This is a genomic window from Streptomyces sp. NPDC099050 (assembly GCF_044759865.1).
Lineage (GTDB): Bacteria > Actinomycetota > Actinomycetes > Streptomycetales > Streptomycetaceae > Streptomyces.
The window spans coordinates 60,496-79,746 of record NZ_JBIWAE010000028.1 but is presented as its reverse complement, the minus strand read 5'-3'; the positions used below and the strand labels follow the sequence as shown (position 1 = coordinate 79,746).

At 70.2% G+C, this 19,251-nt stretch carries 19 protein-coding genes and 1 tRNA gene; 4 read left to right on the top strand and 16 right to left on the bottom strand.

Annotated elements, in window-relative coordinates; genetic code table 11:
• The first annotated feature begins 219 nt into the window (after positions 1-219).
• The gene (locus ACIQV3_RS34345) at positions 220-1,434 is read left to right on the top strand and encodes an Ig-like domain-containing protein (protein ID WP_403719453.1); all 1,215 of its coding nucleotides are present in this window, start codon (positions 220-222) and stop codon (positions 1,432-1,434) included.
• A gap of 148 nt (positions 1,435-1,582) precedes the next feature.
• Positions 1,583-3,193 (top strand): CocE/NonD family hydrolase, encoded by a 1,611-nt coding sequence (locus ACIQV3_RS34340; RefSeq protein WP_403719451.1) that lies wholly within the window; start codon positions 1,583-1,585, stop codon positions 3,191-3,193.
• A 50-nt stretch (positions 3,194-3,243) separates the two neighbouring features.
• Here the strand turns inward: ACIQV3_RS34340 and ACIQV3_RS34335 are convergent, their stop codons facing one another.
• The 13 genes from ACIQV3_RS34335 to ACIQV3_RS34275 all read right to left on the bottom strand — a co-directional run bounded on the left by ACIQV3_RS34335 (position 3,244) and on the right by ACIQV3_RS34275 (position 13,590).
• The gene (locus ACIQV3_RS34335; RefSeq protein ID WP_403719448.1) at positions 3,244-4,131 is read right to left on the bottom strand and encodes an amino acid ABC transporter permease; all 888 of its coding nucleotides are present in this window, start codon (positions 4,129-4,131) and stop codon (positions 3,244-3,246) included.
• Entirely contained in the window at positions 4,128-4,772 is a 645-nt protein-coding gene (locus ACIQV3_RS34330) for an amino acid ABC transporter permease (RefSeq protein ID WP_403719446.1), read from the bottom strand. Before ACIQV3_RS34330 ends, ACIQV3_RS34335 begins: the two co-directional genes overlap by 4 nt.
• A 17-nt stretch (positions 4,773-4,789) precedes the next feature.
• Positions 4,790-5,794, bottom strand: a complete 1,005-nt coding sequence (locus ACIQV3_RS34325; protein WP_403719443.1) for a glutamate ABC transporter substrate-binding protein — start codon at positions 5,792-5,794, stop codon at positions 4,790-4,792.
• An 11-nt stretch (positions 5,795-5,805) separates the two neighbouring features.
• Positions 5,806-6,549 (bottom strand): amino acid ABC transporter ATP-binding protein, encoded by a 744-nt coding sequence (locus ACIQV3_RS34320; RefSeq protein WP_250740493.1) that lies wholly within the window; start codon positions 6,547-6,549, stop codon positions 5,806-5,808.
• Between the two features lie 179 nt (positions 6,550-6,728).
• Entirely contained in the window at positions 6,729-7,169 is a 441-nt protein-coding gene (locus ACIQV3_RS34315; RefSeq protein WP_403719437.1) for a DUF6278 family protein, read from the bottom strand.
• 127 nt (positions 7,170-7,296) lie between these two features.
• Entirely contained in the window at positions 7,297-8,076 is a 780-nt protein-coding gene (locus ACIQV3_RS34310; RefSeq protein ID WP_403719435.1) for an exodeoxyribonuclease III, read from the bottom strand.
• 30 nt (positions 8,077-8,106) lie between these two features.
• Positions 8,107-8,739, bottom strand: coding sequence for an MBL fold metallo-hydrolase (locus ACIQV3_RS34305; RefSeq protein WP_403719434.1), 633 nt, complete (start codon positions 8,737-8,739; stop codon positions 8,107-8,109).
• Between the two features lie 34 nt (positions 8,740-8,773).
• A tRNA-Trp gene (locus ACIQV3_RS34300) sits at positions 8,774-8,848 on the bottom strand.
• 37 nt (positions 8,849-8,885) lie between these two features.
• Entirely contained in the window at positions 8,886-9,476 is a 591-nt protein-coding gene (locus ACIQV3_RS34295; RefSeq protein ID WP_403719432.1) for a hypothetical protein, read from the bottom strand.
• Positions 9,473-10,636 carry an ROK family glucokinase gene (locus ACIQV3_RS34290; protein ID WP_403719430.1) on the bottom strand — a complete coding sequence of 388 codons (1,164 nt, stop codon included), beginning with the start codon at positions 10,634-10,636 and terminating at the stop codon, positions 9,473-9,475. Before ACIQV3_RS34290 ends, ACIQV3_RS34295 begins: the two co-directional genes overlap by 4 nt.
• A gap of 16 nt (positions 10,637-10,652) precedes the next feature.
• Complete coding sequence (locus ACIQV3_RS34285) at positions 10,653-11,546, bottom strand: ATP-binding cassette domain-containing protein (protein ID WP_403719426.1); 894 nt, start codon at positions 11,544-11,546, stop codon at positions 10,653-10,655.
• A 2-nt stretch (positions 11,547-11,548) separates the two neighbouring features.
• Positions 11,549-12,604 carry an ABC transporter permease gene (locus tag ACIQV3_RS34280; protein WP_327303508.1) on the bottom strand — a complete coding sequence of 352 codons (1,056 nt, stop codon included), beginning with the start codon at positions 12,602-12,604 and terminating at the stop codon, positions 11,549-11,551.
• Positions 12,601-13,590, bottom strand: a complete 990-nt coding sequence (locus ACIQV3_RS34275) for a sugar ABC transporter substrate-binding protein (protein WP_385367548.1) — start codon at positions 13,588-13,590, stop codon at positions 12,601-12,603. The genes ACIQV3_RS34280 and ACIQV3_RS34275 overlap by 4 nt, the downstream gene beginning before the upstream one ends.
• A gap of 287 nt (positions 13,591-13,877) precedes the next feature.
• On the opposite strand from ACIQV3_RS34275, the gene ACIQV3_RS34270 reads away from it, so the two are divergent.
• Together ACIQV3_RS34270 and ACIQV3_RS34265 are read left to right on the top strand one after the other, a co-directional pair.
• On the top strand, positions 13,878-15,098 hold the full coding sequence (locus ACIQV3_RS34270) for an RNA-guided endonuclease InsQ/TnpB family protein (RefSeq protein WP_403719554.1): 1,221 nt from the start codon (positions 13,878-13,880) through the stop codon (positions 15,096-15,098).
• Positions 15,099-15,212: 114 nt separating this feature from the next.
• On the top strand, positions 15,213-16,217 hold the full coding sequence (locus tag ACIQV3_RS34265) for a Gfo/Idh/MocA family oxidoreductase (protein ID WP_403719422.1): 1,005 nt from the start codon (positions 15,213-15,215) through the stop codon (positions 16,215-16,217).
• A gap of 32 nt (positions 16,218-16,249) precedes the next feature.
• Here the strand turns inward: ACIQV3_RS34265 and ACIQV3_RS34260 are convergent, their stop codons facing one another.
• From ACIQV3_RS34260 to ACIQV3_RS34250, 3 genes are all read right to left on the bottom strand, one after another.
• Positions 16,250-17,434 carry a cytochrome P450 gene (locus tag ACIQV3_RS34260; protein ID WP_403719420.1) on the bottom strand — a complete coding sequence of 395 codons (1,185 nt, stop codon included), beginning with the start codon at positions 17,432-17,434 and terminating at the stop codon, positions 16,250-16,252.
• Between the two features lie 54 nt (positions 17,435-17,488).
• Positions 17,489-18,409 carry a DMT family transporter gene (locus ACIQV3_RS34255; RefSeq protein ID WP_403719416.1) on the bottom strand — a complete coding sequence of 307 codons (921 nt, stop codon included), beginning with the start codon at positions 18,407-18,409 and terminating at the stop codon, positions 17,489-17,491.
• 107 nt (positions 18,410-18,516) lie between these two features.
• Positions 18,517-19,131: a dihydrofolate reductase family protein gene (locus ACIQV3_RS34250; protein WP_403719412.1), complete on the bottom strand. Its 615-nt coding sequence runs from the start codon at positions 19,129-19,131 to the stop codon at positions 18,517-18,519.
• Positions 19,132-19,251: the final 120 nt, after the last annotated feature.

Genomic DNA, 19,251 nt, shown 5'->3' with positions numbered 1-19,251 from the left:
CGGCCTTCCTGTACGTCCTGTACGTCCAAATCGGTGGATGTACAGGACTCTCACAGGCGCCCGTGACCGCGGTGTCCGGCGATTGTGACCGGACGATGACCGTATCGCTGCGGTCCATGTCACATAAGAAATCCTGAAGTTTTCCTGATCTCCCGCAACCTAGAGTTGTTCCGTTCGCATCTTCTTTTGCGGACGATCATTACTTCGGAGGGGTTTTCGTTGAGCCGCACACGCCGGGTCTTCTCTGTACGCAGCCGCACCGCCCTGGCGGCCGGCACCGCCCTGCTGGCCGCCTCGCTGGCGGCCTGCGGCGGTGGTGGCGCCACGGCGGGCGGCGGAGCCAAGGCGGAGATGAAGGAGAAGCCGGCCATGGCGGTCTCGGTGAACCTCACCGGGGACCAGGTGAAGGCGGGGGCGCCGGTGACCGTGACGATCGCCGAGGGCAAGCTCGCGACGGTGAAGGTGACGGACGCCAAGGGCGGTGAACTGGCCGGGCAGATATCCGCCGACGGGAGGACCTGGGTCTCGCAGGGCAACGCCCTGCCCTCCTCCGAGTACAAGGTCGAGGCCCAGAACACGGACAGCCAGACCGCGACCACGACCTTCAAGACCTCGGCCCCCGACAAGGTGAACAAGGTCGTGATCAACATCCCCAAGGGCAGCACCGTGGGCGTGGCCATGCCCGTCTCGATCGCCTTCGACAACCCGGTGAAGAACAAGGCCGAGGTGGAGAAGGCGCTGAAGGTCACCACCTCGAACAACACCGAGGGCTCGTGGGGCTGGATCAGGGACTACTCGGGCAAGGACCGCATCGACTGGCGGCCCAGGGAGTACTGGAAGTCCGGCACCGACGTGAAGGTCGCGATGAACCTGAACGGGGTCGACTCCGGCTCCGGCGGCGGGATGTTCGTCAAGGACTACAACACCGAGTTCAAGATCGGCAAGGACCGCGAGGTGAAGGTGAACCTCGACACCAAGAAGGCGACGGTCACCGAGAACGGCGAGGCCGTCAGCACCATCCCGGTCTCGGCGGGCACCCCCGGCGGCAAGAAGGCCTCCTGGGACGGGAAGATGGTGATGATGTCGAAGGAGGGCACCATCCGGATGGACTCCCAGACGGTGGGCCTGGGCGACTCCTACGACAAGATGGTCGACTACTCGATCCGGCTGACCTGGTCGGGCATGTACGTGCACGCGGCGCCGTGGAACACCGCCAACTTCGGCCGCGCCAACACCAGTTCCGGCTGCGTGGGCATGAGCGACGAGAACGCCAAGGCGTTCTTCGCGGCGGCCCAGGCGGGCGACCCGTTCGAGGTCGTGGGCCAGGGCTCCAAGGGCAAGCCGGACCTCGGCAACGGCTACGGCGAGTGGAACCTGAGCTGGGAGCAGTGGCAGGGCAAGAGCGCCCTGGCGGGTGCCCCGCAGGTCGGCTGAGCCCGGCGGGCGACACCAGCTCCCCTCATGCGAAGTTGACCATCATTCAATCGTTACCGGCACGTAACTTACTCACGGGTTACCACCGGTAAGCCCCTCCCGTTACCGTCGGGTCACTTTGACACCCGGCACACGCGAGGAGCGATCGATGGTCCGCACGGTCCGCACCACCAGCACCGCGACTGTCATGGCAGCCGTACTGGCAGCAGCCGCCCTGGGCCTGGCCCCCCATCAGGCCCAGGCGGCTCCCGCCCGCACGATCGCCGCCTTCTCGGAAGCCGCGGCAGCCGCACCGGCGGTCACCTTCCACGACATCCCCGGCTCCGGCGGCATCACCCTCAAGGGCAACGTCTTCACCCCGGCCGGCGCCGGCGCCGCCGGCTCGAAGTATCCGCTGATCGTGCTGCCGACCAGCTGGGGCATGCCGCAGATCGAATACATCGCCCAGGCCAAGAAGCTCGCCGACTCCGGTTACATCGTGGTCAGTTACACCTCCCGCGGCTTCTGGCTCTCCGGCGGCGAGATCGAGACCGCCGGGCCGAAGGACATCGCCGACGTCTCCGCCGTCATCGACTGGGCCCTCGCCAACACCCCGGCCGACGCCGCCCGCATCGGCACGGGCGGGGTCTCCTACGGCGCGGGCATCAGCCTGCTGGCCTCCGCGAGCGATCCGCGCATCAAGGCCGTGGTCGCGCTCAGCGGCTGGGCCGATCTCATCGAATCCATCTACTCCGGCCGCACCCAGCACCTCCAGGCCGCCGCCCTGCTCGGCGGCGCCGGCTTCCTCACCGGGCGCCCCGGCCCCGAACTCCAGCAGATCCTCGGCGACTTCCTCGGCTCGAAGCTGGACCGGGAACCGCAGATGATCGAGTGGGGCAAGAAGCGCTCCGCCGCCGAGAAGGTGGACGCCATCAATGCCAACGGCGCCGCCATCATGCTCGGCAACGCCTGGGGCGACACCATCTTCCCGCCCAACCAGTACGCGAAGTTCTTCGAGAAGCTGACCGGACCCAAGCGCCTGGAGTTCCGTCCCGGCGACCACGCCACCGCCGAGCTGACCGGGCTCCTCGGGCTGCCCAACGACACCTGGACCAACGCCCACCGCTGGTTCGACCGCTACCTCAAGGGCGCGGCCAACGGCATCGACGCCGAGGCCCCGGTCCAGATCAAGCCCCGCAGCGACGGCGGGTACGAGGGGTACGCCGACTGGAAGTCGGTCGGCTCCGGCGGCGCCGAGAAGCTGATGCTCTCCGACAGCGAGCACCTCTTCACCGGCGTCGACTCCGGCGCCAACGGCGGGATCGTCATGCTCTCCAGCCTGCTCGACCAGATCGCCCAGGCGCCCCCCACCGCCTCCATCCCGCTGCTCCCCCGCGCCTTCGCCGCCGTCTGGCAGTCCCCGCGCTACGAGGAGGAGCGCCGCGTCCGGGGCACGGTCAAGGTGCACACCACCGTCACGCCCTCGAAGTCGGACGGCACCTTCGTCGCGTACCTCTACGACGTGGGCCCGCTCGGCATCGGGAAGCTGATCAGCAACGCCCCGTACACCTTCCACGGCAAGCAGGCCGGCCAGTCCTTCGGCGTGGACCTGGAGCTCTTCTCCACGGCCTACGACGTCCCGGCCGGGCACCGCCTCGCGGTGGTCGTCGACACCGTCGACCCGCTGTACATCGAGCACAACCCGACCGGCGGGCAGCTGACCTTCTCCTCGCCGCGCACCGATCCCTCGTACGTCTCGGTGCCGCTGCGCGAGCAGTGATCCACGGCTGCAGCCGGGCCGGGTGTGGCTCTGGGGGCGTGCCCTCCGGGTCAGATCCGGCCCGGCAGCGCCGCTGAGGGGTCGGCCGTGTCGATGTCGATGTCGACCGCCTTCGTCTTGGGGTTGCGGCGCTCGCGCCGGGCCACCCAGGTGGCGAACCAGGACAGGAGCATGCACATCCCGATGTAGATCGGGGAGATGATCATCACGACGGGGATGAAGGGCAGGTCGTAGTCGAGGTTGGAGGCGATCAGCTTGCCCGCGTGCAGGAACTCCTCGTAGGTGATCAGGTAGCCGAGCGAGGTGTCCTTCAGCGCGACCACGAGCTGGCTGATGATCGTGGGCAGCATCGCCCGGACCCCCTGCGGGGCCAGGATGTAGGTCATCACCTGGGTCTTGCGCATGCCCAGGGCGTACGCGGCCTCGCGCTGGCCCTTCTCCACCGAGTTGATGCCCGTACGGAACACCTCGGCCAGCACCGATCCGTTGTACAGGGTCAGTCCGGCGACCAGCGCGGGCAACGGCTGGACCTTGAGCGCGACGAAGATGAAGAAGATCATCACCAGCACCGGCATGGCCCGGAAGAACTCCACGCACAGCGTGGACAGCCAGCGCACCGGCCGGTGGACCGAGAGCCGGCCCGTGGCGAGCACCGCGCCGAGCAGCAGCGAGAGCACCGAGGCGTAGGCGAAGGCCTTGAGGGTGTTCCACAGGCCCTTGAGCAGCAGCTCCTGAATGCCCTTGTAGGCGAAGGGGCTCCACTTGGCGGCGGTGAACTGGTTGGTGTCGAAGAGCAGGTACAGCAGCCAGCCGAGCAGCGCGAGGATGACGGCCGTCGAGGCGATCCCGTAGAAGAAGTGGCGGCGCTGGGCGCGCGGGCCCGGCAGGTCGTAGAGGGCGGTGGACTCCAGGTCACCGTGGAGCGCGTGCGCGGTCATCGGGCGACTCCGAAGCGCTTTTCGAGCACGTTGAACAGCGCGCTGATGGACAGGGTGATGATCAGGTAGCCCACCGCGATCCAGACGAAGGTCCAGATGATGCTGTAGCCCAGCTCGTTGAGGGTCTTGTACGTGCCCAGCAGCTCGGTGACGCTGAACGCCCCCGCGATCGCCGAGTTCTTGGCGAGCGCGATCAGCGTGGAGCCGATGGGCGGGATGACGGACCGGAAGGCCTGGGGCAGGACGACCGTGCCCAGGGTCTGGCCGAAGGACATGCCGAGGCTGCGGGCCGCCTCGCCCTGGCCCTTGGGCACGGTGTTGATGCCGGAGCGCAGGGCCTCGCAGATGAAGGCCGAGGTGTAGCAGCCCAGGGCCAGCACCGCGAAGAGTTCGAAGGGCAGGACCAGGCCGAAGCGCGGCAGGCCCAGCAGGACGGCGAAGAAGAGCAGGGTGAGCGGGGTGTTGCGCAGGATGGTCACCCAGACGGTGCCGAAGACCCGGAAGGAGCCGACGGGGGCGACGCGGAAGGAGGCCATCAGGAAACCGAGGACCAGGGCCAGGAGGGAGGCGTAGACCGTGAGTTCCACGGTGCCGAGGAATCCCTTCCCGTAGAGCGAGAAGTTTTCGGTGAGTACGTCCATGGCGGTGCGCTCTCCCCTCAGCTCGCCGGGTAGCGGTCGATGGCGGGCGGCGCGGGCGCGGGCTGGCCGGAGAGGCCGAGGGTGGCCTCGTAGGCCTTCTTCCAGTTGCCGTTCTTCTCGTTGGCGGCGAGGGCGTCGTCGAGGGCGAGCCGCAGCGCGTTGTCCGAGCGCGGGACGCCGATGCCGTAGGGCTCCTCGGAGAAGGGCTTGCCGACCACCTTCAGCTCCTCGGGGACCTTGGCCGCGTAGCCGAGGAGGATGGAGTCGTCGGTGGAGACGGCGTCGACCTGGTAGGTCAGCAGGTTGTCCACGCAGACCGAGTACGTGTCGTAGGCGACGAGGACGGCCCGCGGGAACTCCTTCTGGAGCCGCTGGTAGGGGGTGGAGCCGGCGGCCGAGCAGACCTTCTTGCCGTCGAGGTCCTCGGGGCCCTCGATCTCCGTCTCGCCCTTCCGTACGAGCAGGGACTGCCCGGCGAGGAAGTAGGGGCCCGCGAAGCCGACCTGCTTCTTGCGGTTTTCGTTGATCGTGTAAGTGCCCACGTAGTAGTCGATCTGGCCGTTCTGCAGGGCCGTCTCGCGGTTGGCGGAGGCGATGGTCTTGAACTCGATCGTCTTGGGGTCGAAGCCGAGCGAGGCCGACATCATCTTGGCGATCTCGATGTCGAAGCCGGAGTAGCGGCCGCTCGCTGGGTCCTTCTCCCCCATGTACGGCTGGTCCTCCTTGGCACCGACCACGAGGTGGCCGCGCTTCTTGGCCTTCGTCCAGGTCGGGGAGTCCGGCAGCCGGAAGCCGGTCGCCACCTGGTAGACGGGCAGGTCCTCGGGCTGCGGGCCCTTGACCGGCGGACTGCCGGACTTTCCGCAGCCGGCGAGGGCTCCCGCGAGGACGAGGGTCAGGGCGAGGGCGGCGGCGCAGGCGCGCAGGCGCCCTGCCGGACGGCGGCTCGTCGGGTTCCGTCTGATCAGGTGGCTCATGGGGTGGTGGCTCATCGGATGGTGGCTCATGGGGTGGTGGCTCATCGGGCCGCCCCTCAGTGCTTGAGGATCTTGGAGAGGAAGTCCTTGGCCCGGTCGCTCTCGGGGGCGGTGAAGAAGGCCTCCGGGGTCCGGTCCTCGACGATCTTCCCGTCGGCCATGAACACGACGCGGTTGGCGGCGGAGCGGGCGAAGCCCATCTCGTGGGTGACCACGACCATGGTCATGCCCTCCGCGGCGAGCTGCTGCATGACCTCCAGCACCTCGTTGATCATCTCCGGGTCGAGCGCGGAGGTGGGCTCGTCGAAGAGGAGGGCCTTGGGGTTCATGGCGAGCGCACGGGCGATGGCCACGCGCTGCTGCTGGCCTCCGGAGAGCTGGGCCGGGAACTTCTCGGCCTGGTTGGCGAGGCCGACCCGCTCCAGCAGCTCGCGGGAGCGCTTGTCCGCCTCCTCCTTCTTGCGCTTCCTGACCTTGATCTGGGCGAGGGAGACGTTGGCGAGGACCGTCTTGTGCGCGAAGAGGTTGAAGGACTGGAAGACCATCCCCACGTCCGCCCGGAGGGCGGCGAGCTCCTTGCCCTCGGCCGGCAGCGGCTTCCCGTCGAGCGTGATCGTGCCCGACTCGATGGTCTCCAGTCGGTTGATCGCCCGGCACAGGGTCGATTTCCCGGAGCCGGAGGGGCCGATGACCACCACCACCTCCCCGCGGCCGACGGTGAGGTTGATGTCCTGGAGGACGTGCAGTTGTCCGAAGTGCTTGTTGACGTCCCGCAGCTCGATCAACGGATCGACGGCCATACGCTGCCCTGCCCACTTGTCGGTGTGTCGAGGTCAGCGCAAACTATCCAGCTGCGGAAGGGCACTTCACCGCGACACGCCTAAAAGCCGCATAAAGGCCCGCGAGGTCAGCCTTCCGTGGAGATCGGCCTTCCGGAGGCGGGTCGGCTCCCGGAGGCGGGTCGGCTCCCGGAGGCGGCTCAGCCCTCCGAGGCCTCGGCGTACGCCTGGCTGAGCTCGGGGGATCCCGTCATCGCCCAGGACACCCCCGACTCGACCACGTTCAGCTCGCGGCCCGAAGCCAGCCGGATCATCGGCTGCCCGTTGGGCCACACCTGCCACGCGGCCCCCGGAACGGAGCGGATGATCACGGTCCCGAGGTAGAAGCCCGCGTCGTTGCCGAGCCAGGGGGTGATCTCCGGGTCCCGGCGCCAGCGCGGCATCAGCTGGTCGATCTCCTCCAACGAGCCCGGGGTCTCGTCCAGTTCGAGCCCGGCCTGGCGCGCGTGGGCGCGCAGCATCTCGCATTCCGCGAACAACTCGTTGATGCCCTCGGGGTCGTCCGCGAGGGCCGCGGCGAGTCCCGCGCCCCGGTCCGTTTCATGTCGGTTGATCCAGTTGGCCAGAAAAGGGATCTTCATGGGGTCAGCCTGACACCAGGATCCGCGACCGGCCATAGGGCGCGCCTGAGGATCACGGGCCGGGCTGTCGTCCGGCGATCGCCCCGCCCCGCCCGGTTCGGGGCTCGCGCCGGGCGCAGGAGCGGGTCTAGAGCGCCAGGTCGACGACGACCGGCGCGTGGTCGGAGGCGCCCTTGCCCTTGCGCTCCTCGCGGTCCACGTAGGAGTCGGTGACGGCCTTGACGAAGGGCGCGTTGCCGTAGACCAGGTCGATGCGCATGCCCCGGTTCTTGGGGAAGGCCAGCATCCGGTAGTCCCAGAAGGTGTACGGCCGGTCGTACTTGAGCGCGCGCGGGAAGACGTCGGAGAGTCCGGCGGCGCGCAGCGCCTCCAGGGCGGCCCGTTCGGCCGGGGTCACGTGGGTCAGGCCCGCGAAGACCGCCGGGTCGTAGACGTCCTCGTCCGTCGGGGCCACGTTGAAGTCGCCGAGCACCGCGAAGGGGCGCTCCCCCGCCGCGTCCTCGGCGATGGCGGTGGACAGGGCCCGGAACCAGTCCAGCTTGTAGCCGTAGTGGTCGTGCTCGACCTCGCGCCCGTTGGGCACGTACACCGACCAGACGCGCACGCCGCCGCAGGTCGCGGAGATGGCGCGGGGCTCCTGGACGCCCTCGTAGTCGGGGCCGTCGGGCAGCCCCACGACCACGTCCTCCAGGCCGACCTTGGAGAGCAGGGCCACGCCGTTCCACCGGCCGGTGGCGTTGACGGCCGACTCGTAGCCCAGCGCGCGGAGCTCCTCGTACGGGAACTGCTCGGCGGAGCACTTGGTCTCCTGGATGCACACGACATCCGTACCGGAGCTCTCCAGCCAGGCCAGCAGGCGCGGCAGCCGGGCGGTGATCGAGTTGACGTTGAACGTGGCGATACGCATGCCGTCCAACCTACCGCCCGGCACCGACAGTCACAGTTCGGCCGCGTGCCCCGGGGTGAGCCGGCCGTACTCGGCGCCGCCGAGGTTGCCGATCTGGGTGGCGTAGACCGGCAGCACCAGGTCGGTCAGACCGGCGTCGTGGATGGCGAGGGTCTGGCGCGGCTTGACCTCGCGGACGTAGTCGATCACCTCGGCGATCTTGTTCCAGGGCGCGTGCACCGGGAGCATGAGGGTCTCGACGGGGGTCGCGGGCACGGTCAGCGCGTCCCCCGGATGGAAGACGGAACCGTCCACCAGGTAGCCGACGTTGGTGATCCGCGGGATGTCCGGGTGGATCACGGCGTGCAGCTCGCCGTGCACCTGGACGTCGAATCCGGCCGCGGTGAAGGCGTCCCCGTGGCCCACGGTGTGGACGCGGCCCGGATAGGCGGGGGCGAGCTTCTCCGCGACGCTGCGCAGGGTCCACAGCCGCGCCGCCGGGTTCGCGTCGAGGGCGGCGCGCAGCCTGCCCTCCTCGAAGTGGTCGGGGTGCTCGTGGGTGACGAGCAGGGCGTCGGCGCCGAGGCCGGCGTCCGGTTCGCTGAAGGCGCCCGGGTCGATGACGAGCACGAGCCCGTCCTTCTCCAGCTGGACGCAGGAGTGCAGCCGCTTGGTGAGCTTCATGATCCAAGGCTAGGGCCTGTGCACCCCGGGAAGGCGGAGCCGACCGGATTCGAACCGGCGTCCTCGCGATGTTGGAGACCGCGCGCGACGACCTCTGCGCTACGGCTCCGCCCCGGGACGCACTGTACCCGCGGGGCAGACACCCCCTAGGGCACTGCCGTGGAGACCACGTAGACCTTGGGGTACCCGGGGTGGCTGAGGTCGACGGTGATGTCACGGGTCGGCCGGGGGTCCGGGGCGTCCAGGGTGATCCCGTACCAGCTGCCGGTCGGGCCCCAGTGCCAGCCCGCGATCTCGGTGTGCGCGGGGGAGATCGACACCCCGGCGGTCAGCGCCTCCCGGCTCGTGCCGACGCCGGCCAGGAAGGTGTCGAGCTCCTCCGGGGTGACCCCGAACTGGACGTACAGCCGGCTGGTGTGCCAGTTGTTGGTCTCCAGGTAGCCGACCCGCGAGGCCGTAGCCGGGATCGGGACCTCGTAGATGCTGCGCTGGACCTTGGAGGGCCAGCCGGTGCGGACCTGGGCGGCGCCGACCTTGGAGGCCTTGTCGCGGCCGCTCTGGCGGCTCTGCTGGGCGGAGACGGCGAGGTAGCCCGCCGGGACGCCGATCAGCAGCAGGATGATGATCGCCGTGATCCAGCGGCGCCGCACCACGTGCTTGCGGTCCTCGGCGGGGATCGGCCCGCCGGACCGCTCGTCGGGGGACGGGGCCTGGCGGGGCAGGGAGGGCGGTGTCACTGCTTTTCCTGGTCCTCGGGGCCGGTGGTGGTGTCGCGGCGGCCGAACTGCGCGTAGCGCTCGTACCGCTCGACGCGCCGGCGCGTGGCCCGGCGGAAGCGGCGGGCGACGAGCCGGGAGAGGTCGGCGGCACCGACCATGCCGGCCTCCGGGCCGAGCTGGGCCTTGGCGATGCGGGCCTCGGGGCGGTAGCCGCGGCCGGTGAGGTGGCGGCGGAAGGCCTCGCGGGCCGGGCCGATCAGCAGGTCGTCGGCGGCGCTGACGCCGCCGCCGATGACGAAGCAGGAGGGGTCGAGGGCGGCCGCGAGGTTGGCGATGCCGACGCCGAGCCACTGGCCGATGTCCTGGAGCAGCTCGACGCACATGGCGTCGCCCTCGCGGGCCAGCTCGGTGATGAGCGGCCCGGTGATCTCCGAGACGTTGCCTCCGACGCGGGCGATGAGGTTGTGCGCCACCGGGGAGTCGGCGGCGGCCAGCTCGCGGGCCTCGCGGACCAGGGCGTTCCCGGAGCTGTACTGCTCCCAGCAGCCGCGGTTGCCGCAGGGGCAGCGGTGGCCCCCGGGGACCACCTGCATGTGGCCGAACTCGCCGGCGACCCCGTAGCGGCCGCGCTTGACCTGGCCGCCTTCGAGGATGGCCCCGCCGATCCCGGTGCCCAGGGTGATCATGACCAGGTGGTCCTCGCCCCGGCCGGCGCCGAAGCGCCATTCGGCCCAGGCTGCGGTGTTGGCATCGTTGTCCACCATGACCGGGACCGCGAGCCGGGACTGGAGCGCGTCGCGCAGCGGTTCGTCGCGCCAGGCCAGGTGCGGGGCGAACAGCACGCGGGAGCGGTCGGCGTCGACCCAGCCGGCGGCGCCGATGCCCACCGCGTGCACGTCGTGCCGGTCGGAGAGGTCCAGGACCAGCTCGACGATGGTGTCCTCGACCACCTTGGGGCTCTTGGACTTGTCCGGGGTCTCGGTCCGGATCTTCTCCAGGATGACCCCGTCGGCGTCGACGACCCCGGCCATCACCTTGGTGCCGCCGATGTCGATGCCGACGGTCGGAACGCGCGGTGCGGTCAGGTGCGACCTGCGCTCACGGGTACCGATGGTCCGCAGGACGGTGCCCCGCGCCGCCCCCCGGTGGGCGAGCGTGAAGTCCCGGTACGTGCTCATCGAGTCGTGTCGTCCCTCAGGGTGCGGTGGTGCCCGGAGTGGGGCCGGCCGTGTTTTCAGGTCGGGGCGTGCGGTCAGGACCTGATTCTGCCACTCGCTCGAGTTCGTGGCTCAGTTCGTCGAGCTCGGAGCCGCCCGCCATCTGCCGGGTGAGCTCGTCCAGGGTGATCGACTCGCGGGTGTGGCTGCCCGCCATGGTGCCGCGCTTGAGCAGCACGAAGCGGTTCCCGACCAGGTGGGCGTGGTGCGGATTGTGGGTGATCAGGACCACGCCGAGACCCGCGTCACGGGCGGCGGCCACGTACTTGAGGACCACCCCGGACTGCTTCACGCCGAGGGCGGCCGTGGGCTCGTCGAGCACGAGGACCTTGGCGCCGAAGTGGACCGCGCGGGCGATGGCCACGCACTGCCGCTCGCCGCCGGACAGGGTGCCGATGGGCTGGTCCACGTCCCGCAGGTCGATGCCCATGCGCAGCAGCTCGGCGCGGGTGGTCTCGCGCATGAGCTCCACGTCGAGGCGGCGGAAGGGGCCGCGGCCCTTGGTGGGCTCGGAGCCGAGGAAGAAGTTGCGCCAGACGGGCATGAGCGGGACCACGGCGAGGTCCTGGTAAACGGTGGCGATGCCGTGGTCGAGGGCGGCGCGCGGGTTGGCGAGCACGGTCTCCTCGCCCTCGATCTCGAAGGTGCCGGCGTCGTGCCGGTGCAGCCCCGCGATGATCTTGATGAGGGTGGACTTGCCGGCGCCGTTGTCGCCGAGGACGCAGGTGATCTCGCCGGCGGAGACCTCCAGGGAGACGCCCTGGAGGGCGCGGATGTTGCCGTAGTACTTGCTGACGTCGGTCAGCTTCACCAGGGCGGGCGCGGACGGGTCCGGGGAAGCCGCTTCGTTTTCGAGCTCGATGTCGGTCATCGTCACTTCGCCTCCGCCCGCTTGCGGACCCATGCGTTGAGCAGCGTGGCCAGCAGCAGCATCGCCCCGAGGAAGAACTTGAACCAGTCCGGGTTCCACTGGGCGTACACGATGCCGTTGCTGGTCATGCCGAAGATGAAGGCGCCCACGGCGGAGCCGATGGCCGAGCCGTAGCCGCCGGTCATCAGACAGCCGCCGATGACGGCCGCGATGATGTAGAGGAACTCGTTGCCGACGCCCTCGCCCGACTGGACCACGTCGAACGAGAAGAGGATGTGCTGCCCGGAGATCCAGGCGCACAGCGCGACGCCCATGTACAGGCCGATGCGGGTCTTCACGACGGGTACGCCGGTCGCGCGGGCCGCGTCCGCGCCGCCGCCGACGGCGAAGATCCAGTTCCCGGCGCGGGTGCGCAGCAGGATCCAGGTGGCCACGGCGACCAGGACCAGCCACCACAGGATGGTGACCTTGAGGGTGACCGATCCGAAGGTCCACTGGGAGGCGAAGAGCGCGCGGGCGGAGGAGAAGCCCTCCATGTCGGCGATGGTCTTGGTGGAGACCGAGCCGCTGATCAGCTTGGTGAAGCCGAGGTTCAGGCCGGTCAGCATCAGGAAGGTGCCGAGCGTGATGATGAAGCTGGGCAGTTTCGTGCGGGTCAGCATGAACCCGTTGAAGAACCCGATCCCCAGGGTGACGAGCAGCGATACGAGGACGCCCACCCAGACGTTGGCGGTCATCTGGTAGCTGAACATCGAGCTGAGCAGCGCCGACGAGGTGACCATGACCCCGGCGGACAGGTCGAACTCTCCGCCGATCATGAGCAGGGCCACCGGGACGGCCATGATGCCGATGGTGGAGGCCGAGTACAGGATCGTGCTCAGGCTGGAGGCCCGCAGGAAGCTGTCGGCCGCGAAGGAGAAGAAGACGAAGACGGCCACCGCGCCGACCACCGCGCCGAGCTCGGGCCGGCCGAGCAGGCGGCGCAGCAGCGAGGTGGGCGCGAGCCGCTCGTCGCGCGGGGCGGGGGCGGGAGCGGGGGCCTTGGTGGCGGTGCTCATCGGCTGCCCCGGTTGATGAACTTCTCCAGAGTGGCCGCCTCGGCCCCCGTGACGATCTGCGGCCCGGTGAGCACCGGCCTGCCGCCGCCGAGCACGTCGGCGTTGTAGCGGTAGAGCCAGAGCAGGTCGACGGCCTCGTAGCCCTGGAGGTAGGGCTGCTGGTCGACGGCGAATCCGAGGGCGCCGGACTTCAGGTCGCGGGCCACCGAGGCGTTCAGGTCGAAGGTGTCCACCTCGGCCTTGCTGCCCGCCGCGTCCTTGGCCTTGACGGCCGTGGGGGCGAAGGGCGCGCCGAGGGTGACGATCGCGTCGACGGAGGGGTCGGCCTGGAGCTTGGCCTGCAGGGCCGCCTGGACGGAGGGCATGTTGGTGCCCTCGACGTACAGGTTCTCCAGGGTTCCGCCGGACTCGCCGAAGGTCTTCTTCGCTCCGGCGCAGCGCTGCTCGTGGCCCACGTTGCCCTGCTCGTGCAGGACGCAGACGGCCTTCTTGCGGCCGCGCTTGCCCAGCTCGGTGCCGACCGCCTCGCCGGCGATCTCCTCGTCCTGGCCGATGTGGGTGAGCGCCCCGTACTCGGCGGACTGGGCGGATCCGGAGTTGACCGTGATCACCGGGATGCCGGCCTTGACGGCCTTGGCGAGGACGTCCTTGAGGGCCTCGGGTTTGGCCAGGGAGACGATCAGCCCGTCGACCTTCTGGTCGATGGCGTTCTGGACGAACTGGGCCTGCTGCTGTGCCTGGTCGTCGTGGGCGTAGACGAAGTTGATGTTGTCCTTCGCCGCGGCCTCCTTGGCCCCCTTCTGCACGATGTCCCAGAAGGTGTCGCCGTCGCCCGCGTGGGTGACCATCGCGAAGGTCCAGCGCGGGGTGGAAACGGCGGGCCGGCCCGCCGCCTCGGCCTTCGCGCGGTCCTCGGCGCGCTTGCCGCCCGTACTGCTGCAGCCCACGAGGGAGGCACCCAGTACCGCCGCGAGCACCGCGCCCACGAGGCGTACCCCTGTCCGAACCCTAGCCACGTCTGCCCGTGCCTTTCGCTTGTCGGGCCGTCCCGCGAGCGCTGTCCCGCCGCGGTAACCGGTCGCCGAAACGGTCATATGTTTCAGCCGCAGCCGCCCAGTATCCGTCACCGGATCTCCACCACGACGCCCAGGGCTTCAGCCCGGGGAGGAATGGGTCCCACCGTCGTATGCGCGGAGCGCCGGAGTTCTCTTCGCATTCGTTGTGACCTGCGCTTTCTGGCGTTGTCAGTGGGCTCGGTTAGGTTGATCTCGTGATGACACCACAGGAAACGGGGGAGGTCGGGCATGCCCGGTTCACCTACCGCGTGCGTGTGTCGTCCATCGCGCTCGCCAAACTGATGGGTGAGTGGGGCCGGTGCCGGTGGATCTGGAACGAATGCTGCGCCCGGTCGAAGAAGGCCCACGCCGAGGATGAGAAGTGCGGGCCCGCCCGGCTGGACAGCATGCTGACCGGCGCGCGCACCTCGAATGCGTGGCTGCGGGAGGGTTCCTCGGTTCCGCAGCAGCAGCTGATTCGAGACTTCGGGAAGTCCCGCGCCAAAGCCGTGAAGGACATCAAGGCCCGGCTGCCGATGCGGCAGCGGGCTGGGATGCCCAAGTACAAGAAGAAGCACGCGGCCGACCCGAGCCTCAACTACACCCGGCGCGGTTTCCGGATCAAGAACGGCCGCCTGCACCTCGCGGGCGGCATCAACCTGGCCGTGGTCTGGTCCCGCGACCTCCCGGCGGACCCGTCCTCGGTGCGGATCTACCGCGACAGCCTCGGCCACTGGTACGCCTCCTTCGTCGTTCCCGCCGCAGTGGAGCCGCTTCCGGAGGCGGGGGCGGTGATCGGGATCGACTGGGGGGTGAAGGAGACCGCGACCACCACCAGCGACGCCCACGACCTCCCACACGCCGAGCACGGGCGGAAGGCCGCCGCCAGGCTCGCCCGCTACCAGCGGATGATGGCCCGCCGGAAACCAGCGAAGGGCAAAACCGGTTCGAGGAGCTACCGAGCCGCGAAAAGGCTGACGGCGAAGCTCCACAAGAAGGTGGCCCGCCAACGCCAGGACACCGCCCGCAAGTGGGCCAAGGCCGTGGTCCGCGACCACGACGCCCTGGCCGTGGAGGACTTCCGCCCGAAGTTCCTCGCCAAGTCCACCATGGCGAGGAAGGCCGCCGACGCGGCGATCGGCGCGACCAAGCGTGAGCTGATCGCCATGGCCCGCAAGCACGGGCGCATCGTCCACCTTGTCCACCCCGCGCACACCACCATGGACTGCGCACAGTGCGGAGCGAGAACCAAGCACGCACTACCTCTCTCAGAACGTACCTACACCTGCACCGCGTGCGGCACCGTGTCCCCCAGGGACAAGAACTCCGCACACGTCATGCTGGTCCGGGCTGGTCTCAACCCGGCTGGTGCCGATCGTGTAAGAGCTGACGGACCGCAGGTCCCCAGCCAACGTGAGCCAGGAATCCCCGCCCTTTAAGGCGGGGAGGATTCAAAGTGCACCATGCAAGGTCAGTCATCGGGGCCATTGCGGACCGTGCCGGACACAGCGGGACAGATTGACAGCTCCCCCGGACGGGGTCAGGTTGAGTGCATGCGCATCGGGCTCATCGGAACGGGCCGGATCGGTTCCTTCCACGCGGCGGCACTGGCCCGGCAGGCGGACGCGAGTTCGCTGCTGCTCGCCGACGCCGACCCCGCGCGGGCGGTGCGCCTCGCCGACCGGCTCGGGGCCACCGCCGCGCCCACCGTCGAGCAGATCTTCACCTGGGGCGTGGACGCGGTGGTGATCTCCTGCGCCACCGAAGGCCACGCTGACCTGGTCGTACGGGCCGTCCGCGGCGGGCTGCCGGTGTTCTGCGAGAAGCCGCTCGCCCCCGACCTGGACCGCACCCTGGCGCTGCTGCGCGAGGTGGCGGCGGTCGGCGGGGTGCTCCAGCTCGGGTTCATGCGCCGCTTCGACGCGGGCTACACGACGGCGCGCGAGCTGGTCCGCTCCGGAGCCCTGGGCCGGCTGCACACCGTACGGACCACGACCGCGGATCCCTCGCCGCCGGACGCCGCGTACCTGCGGACCTCCGGCGGGCTGTACCGGGACTGCCTGGTGCACGACTTCGACATGGTCCGCTGGGTGACCGGGCACGAGGTGCGCGAGGTGTACGCGACCGGGTCGGACGCGGGGCCGGCGCGGTTCCGGGAGGCCGGGGACGTCGACACCGCCGCCGCCGTCCTGACCCTGGACGACGGGACGCTGGTCTCCAGTACCGGTACGCGGTGCAACGGCGCCGGGTACGACGTGCGGATGGAGCTGGCCGGGGAGCTGGACCAGGTCTCCACGGGGCTGGACGACCGTACGCCGATCGCCTCGACCGAACCCCAGGGCCCGCCCCCGGCCACCAAGCCGTGGCCCGGGTTCCTGGAACGCTTCGCTCCCGCCTACGAGGCCGAGCTGGCGGCCTTCGTCCGGCTGGTGCGGGGCGAGGGACCCAATCCGTGCGACGGGGTCGAGGCGCTCGCCGCGTTCCGGGTGGCGGAGGCGTGCGAGCTCTCGCGTCGGGAGCGGCGCGGGGTGGCGCTGGAGGAGCTCCCGGATCTCTGAGGCGCCGCTCCCGCCCGTCCCGTGCACGGCGGCTACCAGCGCACCGGGTGGCGGGTCGTGCCCCGGACCAGGGTCCCGGGCGCCCATTCGAGGACGGCCGGCTCCTCCCGGAGGTCCGGGAAGCGCTCCACCAGGGACCGGATCGCGATCCGGCCCTCCAGCCGGCCGAGCGGGGCGGCGACGCAGTGGTGGATGCCGTGCCCGAAGGCGATGTGGCCGCCGCGGCCGGGGCGGCGGATGTCGAAGGTGTCGGGGCGGTCGAAGCGGGCGGGGTCCCGGTCCGCCGCGGCGAGGCAGACCAGGATGGCGGAGCCCGCCTCGATGAAGGTGCCGCCGATCTCCAGATCCGTGCCGGCGAAGCGGAACGTGGCCGTCTCGACCGGGCCGTCGTAGCGCAGGATCTCTTCGACGGCGCCGTCGATCAGCCCGCCGGGGTCGGCGCGCAGGGCGGCGAGCTCGTCGGGGTGGGTCAGGAGCGCCCGCATCCCGTTGGAGACCAGGTGCACCGTGGTCTCGTGCCCGCCGACCATCATCAGGGCGGCCATGGCGACCAGCTCCCGCCGCGAGAGCCGGTCTCCCCCGTCGCCCCGGCTGGTCACCCAGTCGCTGAGCAGGTCCTCGCCCGGATCGGCGATCCTGGCGTCGACGAGCTCGGCCGTGTAGGCGGTCATGGCGCGCACGGCCGCGTTCTCCGACGCGACCCCGGTGGGCGAGACCATTTCGGTGATCCAGCCGTGGAACGCTTCGCGGTCCTCCTCGGGAACCCCGAGGAGCTCGCAGATCACGGTCATGGGGAGCGGCTGCGCGAAGGTCTCGATCAGGTCGGCGCGGCGCTCGGGAAGGGCCTCCATCGCGTCGAGCAGCCCGTCGACGATCTCCTGGATGCGCGGGCGCAGCCCCTCGATCCGGCCCGGGGCGAAGGAGCGGGAGACCAGCCGGCGCAGCCGGGTGTGGTCGGGCGGGTCGGCGCGCATCATGTTGGCGCTGGCCTCGGTCCGCTCCCGGTCGGTGTAGAGCCCGGAGGTCAGCCAGTTCTTGGACACCGCGGGGTGCGTGAGGGCCTGGCGGGCCTCCTGGTGACCGACGATCAGCCACACCTCCTGGCCGTCCGCCGCCTTCACGCGGTGGAGGGGCCCTTCCGCACGCAGGCGCGCGTAATGGGGGTACGGGTTCTCGTTGAAGTCTTCAGCGATCGAACTGAGGTCCAGGACCGGCATATCGCCACCCTAGACCGGGAGTTGACCTCTCCCGAGCGGCTTTCGGACATTCGTTCAGCCAGCCGCGCGCCGTCCCCAGGCGGTACCCGCGAGTACGAGCGCGACCCCGGCGAACCCGGCCGCGCCGAGCCGCTCGCCGCCCAGTGCGATGCCCGCCGCGGCGGCCCAGAGGGGTTCGGTTCCCAGGAGCAGGCTGACGCGGGAGGGGGAGGTGCGGCGGACGGCCCACATCTGCACGAAGAAGGCGAACAGGGTGCAGAAGACGGAGAGGAAGGCGAGCCCGGCCCACTCGGCCGGGCCGAAGTCGGCGGCGGCCGCCCAGGGGCTCGCGCCGGTTCCGGGCATCAGGGCCAGTACGGCGAACACGGCGACCGCCGTCCCGAGCTGGACGGTGGTCAGGGAGAGCGAGTCGGCTTCCTGCACGGCCTTGATCCGGGCCATGAGCAGGACGTGCACCGTCCGCGCGAGCGCGGCGCCGAGGATCAGGAGGTCGCCGAGGCTCGGGGTGGTGAATCCCGCCCCCTGGGTGAGGAGCACGACTCCGCAGACGGAGACGGCCGCGGCGCCGAGGAAGGCGGGCGAGGGGGCTTCGCGCCGGACGGCCGACTCGGCGAGCGGGGTGAAGATCATGGTCAGGCTGATGATGAGCCCGGCGTTGGTGGCGGAGGTGTGGACGACCCCGTAGGTCTCCAGCAGGAAGATCCCACCGAGTACGAGTCCCAGCACTCCGGCGCCGCGCAGCTGCGCGGGAGTCAGCGCGCGCAGCTTTCGCCGGCCGGCGAGGGCGAGGACGGGCAGGACCAGCGCGAAGCGCAGGACGAGCACCGCGATCACGGTGTGCGTGGTGGTGACGCCCTTGGCGGCGAGGTAGCTGCCGCCCCAGACGACGGCGACCAGCAGGACCGGCAGATCGGCGAGCCAGGCCCGGCGGGGGGCGGCGACGGGGGCGGGGGCGGGGGCGGCGAGGGTGGACACCGGTTCTCCAACGGCAGAAGGCAGGTGGAGACTTCGGTGGCTCGCACGGGGGAAGCGCCCAAGCTACCCGAGCATGATCGGCCGGTCGAGCCCTTTGATCCCCGGGGTCACTCGAAGGTGCCGAACACGGCACGCCCCTTCGGCCGGTAGCTGTGGATGGCCGTGCCGGCCGCGGTGGTGCGGGAGCCCGTCAGCTCGAAGGCCGTCGGCAGCGCGCCCGTCGGGAACAGCCGGCGTCCGCCGCCCAGGAAGACGGGGAAGACCAGCAGGTTCAGCTCGTCCACCAGGTCCCGTGCCAGCAGCCACTGGGCGAGCGCGCCGCTGCCGTGCACCTGTACCTCCCCCTCGGTCGCGTCCTTGATCCGTACGACCTCGCTCTGCAGCTGCTCCCCGTCGATCGCGGTGGCGGGGCCCCAGGCGGGCTCCTTGAGCGTGGTCGAAGCCACGTACTTGGGCAGCCGGTTCAGCCTGCTCGCGACCGGGTCCGCGGGGTCGTCGTGCTGGGGCCAGTACGAGGCGAAGATCTCGTAGGTCCGGCGCCCGAGGAGGAAGGCCCCGGCCCGGTCGAAGACCTCGGTGACGAACTCCCCCATGCCCTCGTCGGCGAAGGGCACGAGCCACCCGCCGTACGCGAACCCGCCGCTGGGGTCCTCCTGCGGGCCCCCCGGTGCCTGCATCACGCCGTCGAGGGTCAGGAAGGTGGTGAGGGTCAGCTTTCCCATGGCACTGCGCTCCTTGGCTCCGGTACGTCCACTGTCACGGGTTCAGACTCCCGGGCCGCCCCGGACTCATCGCTCCGGCGCGCGCGAACGCGACGTCCGTTTCCCGCCAGCACGGCTGAT

Excerpts from the sequence above, each read along its gene's own strand:
- ACIQV3_RS34340 (WP_403719451.1), top strand. The coding sequence starts at position 1,583 with ATGGTCCGCACGGTCCGCACCACCAGCACCGCGACTGTCATGGCAGCC.
- ACIQV3_RS34335 (WP_403719448.1), bottom strand. The coding sequence starts at position 4,131 with ATGACCGCGCACGCGCTCCACGGTGACCTGGAGTCCACCGCCCTCTAC.
- ACIQV3_RS34330 (WP_403719446.1), bottom strand. The coding sequence starts at position 4,772 with ATGGACGTACTCACCGAAAACTTCTCGCTCTACGGGAAGGGATTCCTC.
- ACIQV3_RS34325 (WP_403719443.1), bottom strand. The coding sequence starts at position 5,794 with ATGAGCCACCACCCCATGAGCCACCATCCGATGAGCCACCACCCCATG.
- ACIQV3_RS34320 (WP_250740493.1), bottom strand. The coding sequence starts at position 6,549 with ATGGCCGTCGATCCGTTGATCGAGCTGCGGGACGTCAACAAGCACTTC.
- ACIQV3_RS34315 (WP_403719437.1), bottom strand. The coding sequence starts at position 7,169 with ATGAAGATCCCTTTTCTGGCCAACTGGATCAACCGACATGAAACGGAC.
- ACIQV3_RS34310 (WP_403719435.1), bottom strand. The coding sequence starts at position 8,076 with ATGCGTATCGCCACGTTCAACGTCAACTCGATCACCGCCCGGCTGCCG.
- ACIQV3_RS34305 (WP_403719434.1), bottom strand. The coding sequence starts at position 8,739 with ATGAAGCTCACCAAGCGGCTGCACTCCTGCGTCCAGCTGGAGAAGGAC.
- ACIQV3_RS34290 (WP_403719430.1), bottom strand. The coding sequence starts at position 10,636 with ATGAGCACGTACCGGGACTTCACGCTCGCCCACCGGGGGGCGGCGCGG.
- ACIQV3_RS34285 (WP_403719426.1), bottom strand. The coding sequence starts at position 11,546 with ATGACCGACATCGAGCTCGAAAACGAAGCGGCTTCCCCGGACCCGTCC.
- ACIQV3_RS34280 (WP_327303508.1), bottom strand. The coding sequence starts at position 12,604 with ATGAGCACCGCCACCAAGGCCCCCGCTCCCGCCCCCGCCCCGCGCGAC.
- ACIQV3_RS34270 (WP_403719554.1), top strand. The coding sequence starts at position 13,878 with ATGACACCACAGGAAACGGGGGAGGTCGGGCATGCCCGGTTCACCTAC.
- ACIQV3_RS34265 (WP_403719422.1), top strand. The coding sequence starts at position 15,213 with ATGCGCATCGGGCTCATCGGAACGGGCCGGATCGGTTCCTTCCACGCG.
- ACIQV3_RS34260 (WP_403719420.1), bottom strand. The coding sequence starts at position 17,434 with ATGCCGGTCCTGGACCTCAGTTCGATCGCTGAAGACTTCAACGAGAAC.
- ACIQV3_RS34250 (WP_403719412.1), bottom strand. The coding sequence starts at position 19,131 with ATGGGAAAGCTGACCCTCACCACCTTCCTGACCCTCGACGGCGTGATG.